The following is an 11,017-nucleotide window of genomic DNA, read 5'->3' as shown; positions in this document are numbered from 1 at the left end:
TTTTGTTTACAGCCCCAACTTTATGGAAATTGTTTACAATCATTTCAACTTTTGTAAATAAATGCGTAATTATTGACAAAAAAAGTCGTGTTTTTTATCTTAAGCTGATATATTTGGGTTTTTTGATAGAATACTAATACACACAAAATGGTTCCGAAGGGCAAACTCATCATTATTGGAGGCGCAATAAATACAGGCAGCTTCGCAGAAACGCAATTTGGATTGCCTGAAAACATGAATTTTTTCGAAAGAGGAATTTTAAAACGGATTACAACAGAATCTGTAAAAGATATTGAATCACGCTTCGAAATCATTACAACAGCTTCACTGATGCCAGAGAAAGTTGGCGAAGAATATATTAAAGCTTATGCGCAACTGGATGTTCATAATGTTGGCGTATTAAATGTTACTAATCGCGAAGAAGCTAACTCAGAAGAGAACTACGAACGCATTAAAGCGGCCGAAGTAATCATTTTTACGGGTGGCGATCAGCTTAGGCTTTCATCAATTTTCGGAGGAACAAAAATTCATCAGATTCTGATTGAAAAATATAAGACAGAGCCAGTGGTTATTGCAGGTACATCGGCAGGAGCAGCGGCAAGTTCTAAAAATATGATATACCAGGGAAGCAGTAAGGATGCTTTGCTTAAAGGCGAAGTAAAGATTACCGGTGGATTGGGATTTATAGATGATGTTATTGTAGATACACACTTTGTTCAACGTGGACGGATTGGCAGGTTGCTTTACGCTGCGGCCAGTAATCCCGGTATTTTAGGGATCGGTTTAGGTGAAGACACGGGTTTATTTATATCAGACGGACATATTATGGAAGCTATTGGCTCTGGTATGGTAATCCTGGTAGATGGTCGTCAAATGGCAGACACAAACCTTACTGATGTTGAAATGGGACAACCGGTATCTATTAAAAATATGGTCGTACATGTAATGTGCGATGGGGATGTTTATGATCTGACGGATCATAGTCTCGTAATTCACCATCCAAAAGTGGTTCCAATAGCGTAGAGGCAGTTTGCGGCTTACAGTTTTTAGTTAACAATTTGCAGTTAGCAGTCTTTAGCTTATAATTAACTGTTATAGGCTAGCTGTTATACTTGCACCTTCATACTTAATACTGAAATCTTCACACCTGCTATTAAAAATCTTGATACTGATACTCAAATCTTGATACTAAATAAGATGAAAATAATTATCCACGGTGGCTTTTTCAGCGAGTCGTCTACTAACCAGGAAACTAAAAAGGCTAAACAAGATGCATTAGCAGAAATTGTAAAGCTTGGTTACGCTTACCTGGAAACACATACTGCAGTAGAAACGGTTGTTTATACTGTGGCTTTGCTGGAAGATAACGAACTATTTAATGCAGGGATAGGCTCACAAATTCAAAGTGATGGAAAAATAAGGTTAAGCGCCTCACTAATGGATGGGAAAACGGAAAGGTTTAGTGGTGTTATCAATGTGGAGGATGTTAAAAATCCAATTGAGATTGCACAACATTTATTGCCATATGACGATCGGGTACTTAGTGGCGAAGGCGCGCAAAACTTTGCACGAAAAAATAAATTTGAATTTTTTAATCCTATTACCGCTCAAAGGCAAAGTGAATATGAAGCCAAATTAAATCAGCAAAATAATTTAGGCACAGTTGGTTGTGTAGCTTTAGATGCAGATGGAAATATAGCAGCAGGAACCTCAACCGGAGGCAAAGGTTTTGAGATTCCATGTAGAGTGAGCGATTCGGCGACCACTGCCGGAAATTATGCAAATCAATTTGCAGGCATATCCTGTACAGGAGTGGGCGAAGATATCGTAAGCGGTTCTCTGGCTTCCAAAATCGTAACCCGTGTTACAGATGGATTTTCATTAAAGGATGCCTGTGATAAATCTTTTGCCGAACTAAAAGCTTTCGATGGCTTTGCCGGGGTAATTGGTATCTCAAATCTGGGCGAAATTTACCATTGTGATACTCATCCATATATGGTTTGGGCATCATTCGATGTTAATTTACAGGTATTTAACTAAAGTTGAAGATAAAGTATTATTTTTGTTGCATGATCAAAAATGTATTGGCTTTTATGAGCCTGCTTGCCTCACTTCAACTACAAGCTCAAAATATTGATAGAGCTGATAATCAGGAACCAAGTGCGGGAAATGCCATTACAATTTCGGTTTCAAAGTTTGATCTCGTAGATGGTAATTCTTTTTTCGAAGAAGCTGAAAATCTGGAGAAGAAGGGCGATTTTAATGAAGCATTAACACTATTTGGCAAAGCTGCTTTTGAATATAATGCTGTAAAAAACTACAATCTATATGGCCAGGCCATAATGAAAATGAGCAATATGCATTATATGCTTGGCCGCTTTACAGATGCTGAGCAAATTCTATTGAATGTTGCACTTAAAAATTATTCTAAATTAGGCAGTAGGAATGGTTTAATGAATGCATATGGTTTATTGGGTAAGGTTTATCTGGCTAATAATAAATCTACACAATCAATGTGGTTCTATACCCAACAAGGCATGTTGGCGAAACAACTTAAAAGCAATAACTCCTACCTCGAATCAATTTTGGGAATTGTACAGGTTAAAATTAAAAAGAAAGATTTTACCCTAGCATTAAGAGATCTTAAAACAGCGGAGTGGTTTGCCAACTCAGTTAAGATTACTCAATACAAAGGTCAGATTCGCGATGCCAGAGATGTTATTTCCAATAAAACCACTCCTAAAACAGGGTCTAAATAACAGCTGTAAATTTTTCTGCTTTAAATTATACGCTTCGGTCTGCATTCTGGCTTATTTAAACATATTGATAACATCTCCAGCTGAAAGTCTTAGCGCTTAATCTCTTAAAACAAATATTTATATCAAACGTTAGCATTTTAGTAATTGTTAAATAAGAAGCTTTTATTAGATTTGATAAGTTTTAACAAGAGACGGTAATAATGCTGTCTCTTTTTTGTTTTTTCGTTAAAATGGTATCATATTGGCTATATAGAATTGAAAATGGATTTTAAATCATTTAAAGAGATGTTGAAGAGAGTATTTTTTATAATTTTTACTGCCGCTGTGATTGCTTGTCACGCCGCACCAAAACCTCAGCCCATCGTTGATGGTGTTACCAATGTTATGCCTGATCAGCAGCAGCAACTCGTAATCAAAGAAGTGGTTAACCTGATCGAAAGTTATAACTACAAAAAAGTTCAGGTAAATGATTCTATTTCATCTCTGATTCTAGATAAATACATCAAAGCTTTAGATCAGGGCAAGAATTATTTTTTAGCTTCTGATATTAAGGAGTTCGAGAAATACAGAACTACACTTGATGACGACTTTAAAAACGGTGATTTAAGCGGTCCGTTCTATATTTATAATGTTTATGCCAAAAGGTTGAACGAATACTTTACCTACTCTTTAGCGCAGATCAAAAATAAATACGATTTCAATCAGAACGATACTTACGTTTACGATAGGGAGAAATTGCCTTGGGCAGCTTCTGCAACTGTTTTAAACGATACCTGGAAAAAACGTATTAAATACGAATTGGTGAACCTTAATTTAGCTGGTTCTGCAGAAAATAAAAATGTAGAAACACTAACCAAGCGTTATCAAAACCTAAAATCTCAAACCGCTAAAACTAATAATCAAGATGTTTTTCAGATTTTAATGGATGCATTTACTGAGTCTATAGACCCGCATACTAACTACTTTGTACCGTCCAGAGCAACTGAATTTAACGAAGAAATGTCTAGGTCATTCGAAGGGATTGGCGCACGTTTGCAGTTAGAGAATGAGGTGGTTAAGATTATGGAGATTATTCCAGGTGGACCAGCTTTTAAAGGTAAACAGTTAACTGCAGGCGATAGAATTATCGCAGTAGCTCAGGGAAATGAAGACTTTGTTGATATTGTAGGCTGGAGATTAGACCTTACAGTGAGCAAAATAAAAGGTCCGAAAGGAACTAAGGTACGTTTGAAAGTAATTCCAGTAGGCAAAGAAATGTCTTCTAAACCAGTGATCATTGAAATGATGCGGGAGAAAGTTATCCTGGAAGATCAGTCTGCTAAGAAAAAAGTAAAAACGATCAATTCTAATGGTAAAAGTTACAAGGTTGGTGTAATTTCATTACCTGCATTCTACGCTGATTTTAAAGCAGCAAATGCCGGTGATAAGAATTATAAAAGCACCACCCGTGACGTAAGAAAATTAGTAGACTCATTAAAAAATATAGATAAAGTTGATGCCATCGTAATGGATTTACGTGGCAATGGAGGAGGCTCTCTGGTAGAAGCGATTTCGTTAACAGGTTTGTTTATAGATAGAGGTCCGGTTGTACAGGTAAAAGATTTACGTGGTAAAATAGAAGTGGATGAAGATGAGACACCAGGTGTTGCTTGGGATGGTCCATTTGGGGTAATGGTTGATCGCTTAAGCGCTTCTGCATCTGAAATCTTTGCTGGTGCCATCCAGGATTACGGTCGTGGTATCATCATGGGAAGTCAGACTTATGGCAAAGGAACAGTTCAATCATCAATTGATTTAAATAAGTTGGTAAATCCAGGCATGTTGCAAAAGATAGCCGGTTTGGTAACCAGAGATAAAACACTTGGTACTTCGCCAACATCCACTGCAGCAGCAGATATTAACCTGGGCCAGATTAACCTGACGATGGCTAAATTTTACAGGGTAGCGGGAAGCAGCACACAACATAAAGGTGTAATGCCGGATGTAGTTTTCCCATCACTGTATCCAATGGATAAAATTGGTGAAGACACTGAGCCATCTGCATTACCTTGGGACGTTATACCTCGTTCCAACTTCACAGCAGTAGCCAATTTATCAGCAATTAAAGCTGGATTAACTAAGAACAGCGAACAACGAATTGCAAACTCTTTAGATTTTAAATATTTAAAACAAGATATAGCCGAATTGAAGAAACGCGATGCAGAAGTTTCTGTTCCATTGAATGAAGCAAAACTTAAAGCTGAACGTGATGCGCAGGAAGCGAAATCACTTGCCAGACAGAACGAGCTTAGGGCATTAAGAGGTTTGCCTGCTATTAAAAAGGGAGAGAAAGTAACCAAGCAGGATTCTTTTGACTTTATTGAGGATGAATCGCTAAAAGTAATGGGTGATTTCATGCAGCAGTCAGGAAACTATGTAATGAACTTAGGTTCAACAGTGCAGAAGTTCTAACTTAGTTTAATAACATAAAAAAACCGATCAATACTTCTTGATCGGTTTTTTTATGTTATTTAATTTCTGATTTATTGCTGACGATATTAGACCGTATAAATCAAATAGACAAAAACTTTATGTGGTTTTCGTATTATTTTGACTCAATTGCATGGCCATCATTTCTTTCATTGTTTTATTCATGCCTTCCGTACTGCCATCTAAGAAAATGATATTGCCTTCACCATATTCAGCAAACTGTTTAATGGCTTCTGTCCACATGGTAAATAGAATTACAGAAGTATCTAAGTTAGCCTGTTGCATTTCATGCGCAGCATTGGTCATCCCCTTTGCTACTTCTTCCCTGAACAATGCAATACCCTGGCCGCGGAGTTGTGCTGCTTCACGTTCGGCCGTTGCAGCAATCTTAATCGCATTACCATCTGCTTCGGCACCTTTAGTTTTGGTAATTAATAGCGCCTGACCTTCATTTTCTGCTGCAGCTTTTAAGTTGTTAGAAGCCACTACGCGACTCATTGAACGCATAATTTCTTCATCGAATGTAATATCGTTTAATTGAAGATCTTGTAAGTGGTAGCCCCAGCCATCTAAAACCTGGTCAATTTGCTCCTTTACATGTAATACGATTTCGTTGCGTTGAGCCAAAACGTTCGCTTGCTTTTGAGTAGCTACGTAGGCACGGATGGATCCTTCAATAGTTCGAATTAATGCCTGCATCAAGTTTGTTGCATCAACAAATTTAAAGGCTACATTTTTAATGGTTTCCTCATCCTGATTGACAACGGAATATAAAAGCATTGCTTTAAAATAAACATTAGCCTGATCTTGAGTAACGGCTTGAAATGATAATTCAACAGAGCGGTTTTGGATCGAAATCCTGGAATAAATCTGCTCTATCAAAGGAATTTTAAAGTTTAAACCTGGCCGGAGTTGCCTGCGGTATTTCCCAAAAACCGTTACTACTGCTATGGTTCCTTGTTTTACAGTAACAAATGAGCTTAACAAAATAATAATCGCCAGGAAAACGAGAATGTAAATAGTGTATTGCATAATTAGATTTTTTTATGAAGTTAAAAAAAATCATATAAACTGCATGATCGTTTTTGTAGCTTTATTCTTCGCAACTGAAATATACATACATGAAAAAAACTTTTTTAATACCTGCGGCCGCATTATTACTCTTAGTGGCCTGCAAGAATGGTAAGAATAATGAAGTGAGGGAAACAGGCCAAAGAACCGTCTTTTTTGATGTTGGTGGAATGGACTCAACAGTTAAGCCAGGTGATAATTTTTTCCTTTATGCCAACGGCAAATGGATGAAAGACACGCAGATTCCTAAAACGGAAACCGGATGGGGCTCATTTTATACCTTATATAATGACAATTTAAAGAATTTAAGGGCTATTCTTGAAAATGCTGCAAAAGGTAGTGGCACCAAAGGCGGTAATGAGCAGAAAGTGGGCGATTTCTATGCCAGCGGAATGGATTCTTTAACGATTGAAAAACTTGGCATTGAGCCTGTTAAACCGCTTTTAGCGGAGATCGATGCCATCAAGAATGATAAAGATTTAATCGCATTTATATCAGCAGGTTTTAAAGATGGACAAGGGGGTTTGTTAGGTTTCGGAATCGAACCAGATGATAAAATCAGCTCAAAAAACGCGCTGATCTTTACGCAAACTGGTTTGAATTTACCAGAGCGCAGCTACTATTTGGATCAGGATGATAAGGCTAAGAAGATAAGAGCCGCCTATTTAACCTATATCACAAAGATATTCAACCTTGCAGGTGATTCGGCCCACAGTTCAAAATACGCAGATAATATTTTGAAATTGGAAACCATGCTTGCGAAGTCTCATTCAACACCTGTTGAGCTTCGCGATCCTCAGAAAAATTATAATAAGGTAACCGTTGGTGATTTTCAGAAACAGATTCCAAATATCGATTTAAAGTTGGTGTTGAAGAATCTTGGTGCGTCAACTGATACGCTTATTGTAAGACAACCTAAATATTATCAGGCTTTATCTGCATTGATTAAAAGTCAGCCAATAGAAATCTGGAAGCAAAAGCTAAAACTTGATATGTTAGATCGTTCTGCTAATGCTTTAACGGAAGCTTTCAGGACTGCAAAGTTTGAGTTTTTTGGCAAAACTTTAAGTGGTCAGCCTGCGCAAACAGAAAGATGGAAATCAATGGTGAATAATACCGATCGTTACCTGGGTGATTTGCTTGGTCAACTGTATGCGGAACAATATTTTAAACCAGAAGCTAAAAAGCGGATGCTTGAGTTGGTAAATAACCTTCAGAAAGTTTATGAAGAACGCATAAAAAAAGTAGACTGGATGTCTGCAGAAACCAAGAAGAAAGCTTTAGAAAAACTTAATGCTTTTATTAAGAAAATTGGTTATCCAGACGAGTGGAAAAAGTATGATGACGTGAAGGTTTCGAAGAATACTTACTTTGCTAATCTTAAATCGGCTAAGCAACATGCTTATAAGGAAATGATGGCTAAGCTAGGCAAAGATGTAGACAAAACAGAGTGGTTTATGACTCCACCAACTGTGAATGCTTATTATAATCCAGCTTATAATGAAATTGTATTTCCAGCTGGAATCTTACAATTTCCATTCTTTGCTTTCAACGCCGATGATGCGATTAATTATGGTGCAATTGGCGCGGTAATCGGGCATGAGATAACCCATGGCTTTGATGATCAGGGAAGACAATATGATGCCGCGGGTAATTTAAAAGAGTGGTGGACGAAAGAAGATGCTGCTAAATTTAAAACTAAAGCAGACAAAGTGGTGGCCTTATATAACAAATTTACCTTGTTAGATAATCAGCATGTAAATGGAGAATTGACTTTAGGTGAAAACTTAGCTGATATAGGGGGTTTAAATATCGCTTATGATGCCTTCAAGCTGACAGAACAAGGAAAAGGGAATCAAAAAATTGATGGTTTTACACCAGATCAGCGCTTCTTCCTGGGGTTTGCACAGGTTTGGCGAATGAAGACCAGGGATGAATCGATGTTGGTTCGTATTAAGACAGATCCGCATAGCCCGGAAATGTTCCGCGTAAATGGTTCGGTATATAATATGGAAGCCTTTTATAAAGCCTTTAATATCCCAACTACAGCTAAAATGTATTTGGCACCAGAAAATAGGTTAGGTGTTTGGTAGTGATTAAGCATAAAATGGCCACGATTGTTTAAACGATCGTGGTTTTTTTGTGCCCTTTAAAACAAAAGTTATGATTTTTTGTATTTACTCTATTAATCTAAAATCATGAATATAAAACGCACTTTTGGAACAATCTTAACTATTCTTGGAATTATTGGGCTTATCTACGCCGGATACGGATTTGTAAACCACAGTACGGCTACAAGGGGATTATTTGTATATGGAATTATCGGATTGATATTTTTTGTATCTGGAATCGGATTGGTTAAAAACACAAAGGATGAGAGTTAGGCTTTTCTAATTTTCAACTGGCAGGTGCCGATTTAGCCTGCAATCATCTTATAAATATTGAGATTCTATAGCTTACTTAACCTGCTAATCTAGCAGGTTTTTATTGTTTCTTCTTATTTTTGATAATTTGAAACTGGCTAAATGCAACGAGGCATCCGGCTAATATAATAACGCCTGCCGACCATAAGTTTTTAGGATTTTGGTTAATGTAATAAGCGGCCGCTAATACTAAAATGCCGGCAGCAGTTCCAATGATGTAATGAAGAATTAAATCTTTTCTCATATTGCTTATAAAGGTGCAAAGATTCAGAAATAAATTAAGAGTGATGTAACGGGAAATTAATTTTTTAAAGTAATCCTGTTATTTTCGAACTTGAGCTGATGACCTGCAAAATCTATATCTGTTAAATCTTTGATGCGTTTAAAAGCACGATGATTTTCATCTAAGGTAAGTTGATTAATCTTGTCTTGTTGTATTGAGGTTACAGCCGCGTAAAGGAAGTCGCCTTTAGCATTGATTTTTAACTGAAGCAGTGGCGCAATACCATTGTTTCCTTTAAGGCTAAACATGCCATAGGTGCAAAAATTCCCTAAGCTATAGGCAATAAACTTGTTTTTATAAACCTCTACTGCGCGGGTAACGTGTGGGCCATGACCTAAAACCACGTCAGCGCCAGCATCAATTACCGCATGTGCAAATGCATAAACGTTTCCTCTGTTTTCTTTATAAAAGATTTCATTTCTTCGCGGAACGTGTTCAAATCTTGCGCCTTCTCCACCGCCATGGAAAGAAACAATTACAATATCAGCCATGGTTTTAAGGCGAGCTACCAACGCTTTTGCCGCTTCAATTTTATTAATAGAAACGGTGTTTTCATTCGGTGCGAAAGCACAAAACGCATATTTTACGCTATCCTTCTCAAATACCTCAAAAGGTTTATTTAACTGACCAGCATAGTGAATCTGTAAAGAATCTAAAATTCTTGCCGTGTTCTTTCTGCCTTTTGCATCAAAATCGCCAACGTGGTTATTGGCAATGCTTAATACATTAAAGCCAGCCTTTTTGTAAATACCTGCATAACGTTCTGGCATTCTAAATGCGTAACAATTATTCGGGTTAATGCCGTTGCATTTAGTAGAATTCCCCGAATTTAGAAAGCATCCCTCCAGGTTTCCAAAAACAATATCACCTTTCAGCAAACTATCTACTGCCTGAAAGCTACTCACGGCGTCATCTGGAGGAAGGTTAGAGCTGGATGGAAAGGCAGAGCCAAGCATAATATCACCAACAGCAGTTATCGATATCGTATCCTTTATTTTCCTGATCACCGTATCTTGTTTTACTATCGGTGAACTAACCTGTGCATTGTTACTTGTGCAGCTGATTAAGACAATTATAGTAAAGACGGCTAATATTAGGGTATTAAAAAACTTCATTTTAGATTTTTGACGGATAAAAAAAATCCTCCGAAATTTCTTTAGGAGGATTCTATATATTTTTATTAACTGTTAACTGAAAATCGCCAACTGTTAATTGAACTATTCTACTGTAAATTCTTTCTTAAACGATTCTAACACACGGCCACCTTTGTAAAAATAACGGCTGTAATAAGGTTCGTTTAGGTTGCTGATCACTACACCACGAGAACTGGAGGCATGTGCGAATTTGTTATCGCCTAAATAAATGCCAACATGAGAAATACTTCTGCTTTTTATCTTGAAGAAAACTAAATCACCCTCTTTTAAATCTTCTTTGGATAATGGATCTACCATGCTAAAGATATCGCGGGAGTTTCTTCTGATGGCGGTGTTAAAAACTTTGTCGTAAATGGCTTTCGTAAAAGCGGAACAATCTATCCCTTTTTTGCTTGATCCTCCATAACTGTAAGGAGTTCCAATCCATTCGTAGATAAATTTATATAATTTTAAGTTCGAAGTTGCATCTACTGCAACACCCATAACCTGCGAAAAATATTGCGATGCTAAGTTGTCGGGATCGTTTAAGTCTTTACCAGATTCTTTTGTTTTTGTTTGCGCAAATGCGGCTGAGAACGTGCAGATAGCGATTAGAGTTGAAAACAAAAATTTTTTAATCATGTTATACAGTTATGTTTGGGTATGAACTTACACAGTAACGTAAACCACATGGGCTTATTGTCGGTTGCCAAAAGTATCAATTCTACAAATGTTATCCAAATGTTTGTGGTTAAAAAGTAAAAGTTATTAACATTTTAATGATTTTCACCTTGTTGATAGGCCATAATTCTACCTCAGCCTAACTAGTAAAATTACTATTTAACTACTTGTTTTTTAATTTACTAATCGTTGAATCTG

At 37.0% G+C, this 11,017-nt stretch carries 10 protein-coding genes; 6 read left to right on the top strand and 4 right to left on the bottom strand.

Annotation, left to right across the window (positions count from 1 at the left end; translation table 11 throughout):
* The first annotated feature begins 147 nt into the window (after window positions 1-147).
* The 4 genes from SOM16_RS03440 (at window position 148) to SOM16_RS03425 (ending at window position 5,210) form a co-directional block, all read left to right on the top strand.
* Window positions 148-1,023, top strand: coding sequence for a cyanophycinase (locus SOM16_RS03440; protein ID WP_320462591.1), 876 nt, complete (start codon window positions 148-150; stop codon window positions 1,021-1,023).
* Window positions 1,024-1,197: 174 nt separating this feature from the next.
* On the top strand, window positions 1,198-2,040 hold the full coding sequence (locus tag SOM16_RS03435) for an isoaspartyl peptidase/L-asparaginase (RefSeq protein WP_320462590.1): 843 nt from the start codon (window positions 1,198-1,200) through the stop codon (window positions 2,038-2,040).
* Window positions 2,041-2,069: 29 nt separating this feature from the next.
* A complete protein-coding gene (locus SOM16_RS03430) occupies window positions 2,070-2,759 on the top strand; it encodes a hypothetical protein (RefSeq protein ID WP_320462589.1) in 690 nt (229 codons plus the stop codon).
* Window positions 2,760-3,044: 285 nt separating this feature from the next.
* Window positions 3,045-5,210 carry a carboxy terminal-processing peptidase gene (locus tag SOM16_RS03425; RefSeq protein WP_320462588.1) on the top strand — a complete coding sequence of 722 codons (2,166 nt, stop codon included), beginning with the start codon at window positions 3,045-3,047 and terminating at the stop codon, window positions 5,208-5,210.
* Between the two features lie 117 nt (window positions 5,211-5,327).
* On the opposite strand, the gene SOM16_RS03420 is transcribed toward SOM16_RS03425, so the two are convergent.
* On the bottom strand, window positions 5,328-6,260 hold the full coding sequence (locus tag SOM16_RS03420) for an SPFH domain-containing protein (RefSeq protein ID WP_320462587.1): 933 nt from the start codon (window positions 6,258-6,260) through the stop codon (window positions 5,328-5,330).
* Between the two features lie 89 nt (window positions 6,261-6,349).
* Between SOM16_RS03420 and SOM16_RS03415 the strand changes: the two genes are divergently transcribed.
* Window positions 6,350-8,392, top strand: a complete 2,043-nt coding sequence (locus SOM16_RS03415) for a M13 family metallopeptidase (RefSeq protein ID WP_320462586.1) — start codon at window positions 6,350-6,352, stop codon at window positions 8,390-8,392.
* 105 nt (window positions 8,393-8,497) lie between these two features.
* Window positions 8,498-8,683: a hypothetical protein gene (locus SOM16_RS03410; RefSeq protein WP_320462585.1), complete on the top strand. Its 186-nt coding sequence runs from the start codon at window positions 8,498-8,500 to the stop codon at window positions 8,681-8,683.
* Window positions 8,684-8,783: 100 nt separating this feature from the next.
* On the opposite strand, the gene SOM16_RS03405 is transcribed toward SOM16_RS03410, so the two are convergent.
* The 3 genes from SOM16_RS03405 to SOM16_RS03395 form a co-directional block, all read right to left on the bottom strand.
* On the bottom strand, window positions 8,784-8,966 hold the full coding sequence (locus SOM16_RS03405; RefSeq protein ID WP_320462584.1) for a hypothetical protein: 183 nt from the start codon (window positions 8,964-8,966) through the stop codon (window positions 8,784-8,786).
* Between the two features lie 56 nt (window positions 8,967-9,022).
* Window positions 9,023-10,120, bottom strand: a complete 1,098-nt coding sequence (locus tag SOM16_RS03400) for a CapA family protein (protein ID WP_414692244.1) — start codon at window positions 10,118-10,120, stop codon at window positions 9,023-9,025.
* Window positions 10,121-10,222: 102 nt separating this feature from the next.
* Window positions 10,223-10,780, bottom strand: a complete 558-nt coding sequence (locus SOM16_RS03395; RefSeq protein WP_320462582.1) for a C40 family peptidase — start codon at window positions 10,778-10,780, stop codon at window positions 10,223-10,225.
* Between the last annotated feature and the right edge of the window lie 237 nt (window positions 10,781-11,017).

The organism is Pedobacter sp. CFBP9032, from assembly GCF_034045265.1.
Taxonomy (GTDB): Bacteria; Bacteroidota; Bacteroidia; order Sphingobacteriales; family Sphingobacteriaceae; genus Pedobacter.
The sequence above is the reverse complement of the archived record's forward strand: the minus strand, read 5'-3'. Positions and strand labels throughout refer to the sequence as shown.

Bases quoted from the DNA above. Each gene is read 5' to 3' on its own strand.
- SOM16_RS03420 (WP_320462587.1), bottom strand. From the start codon at position 6,260: ATGCAATACACTATTTACATTCTCGTTTTCCTGGCGATTATTATTTTG.
- SOM16_RS03440 (WP_320462591.1), top strand. From the start codon at position 148: ATGGTTCCGAAGGGCAAACTCATCATTATTGGAGGCGCAATAAATACA.
- SOM16_RS03430 (WP_320462589.1), top strand. From the start codon at position 2,070: ATGATCAAAAATGTATTGGCTTTTATGAGCCTGCTTGCCTCACTTCAA.
- SOM16_RS03400 (WP_414692244.1), bottom strand. From the start codon at position 10,120: ATGAAGTTTTTTAATACCCTAATATTAGCCGTCTTTACTATAATTGTC.
- SOM16_RS03395 (WP_320462582.1), bottom strand. From the start codon at position 10,780: ATGATTAAAAAATTTTTGTTTTCAACTCTAATCGCTATCTGCACGTTC.
- SOM16_RS03425 (WP_320462588.1), top strand. From the start codon at position 3,045: ATGTTGAAGAGAGTATTTTTTATAATTTTTACTGCCGCTGTGATTGCT.
- SOM16_RS03435 (WP_320462590.1), top strand. From the start codon at position 1,198: ATGAAAATAATTATCCACGGTGGCTTTTTCAGCGAGTCGTCTACTAAC.
- SOM16_RS03405 (WP_320462584.1), bottom strand. From the start codon at position 8,966: ATGAGAAAAGATTTAATTCTTCATTACATCATTGGAACTGCTGCCGGC.
- SOM16_RS03410 (WP_320462585.1), top strand. From the start codon at position 8,498: ATGAATATAAAACGCACTTTTGGAACAATCTTAACTATTCTTGGAATT.
- SOM16_RS03415 (WP_320462586.1), top strand. From the start codon at position 6,350: ATGAAAAAAACTTTTTTAATACCTGCGGCCGCATTATTACTCTTAGTG.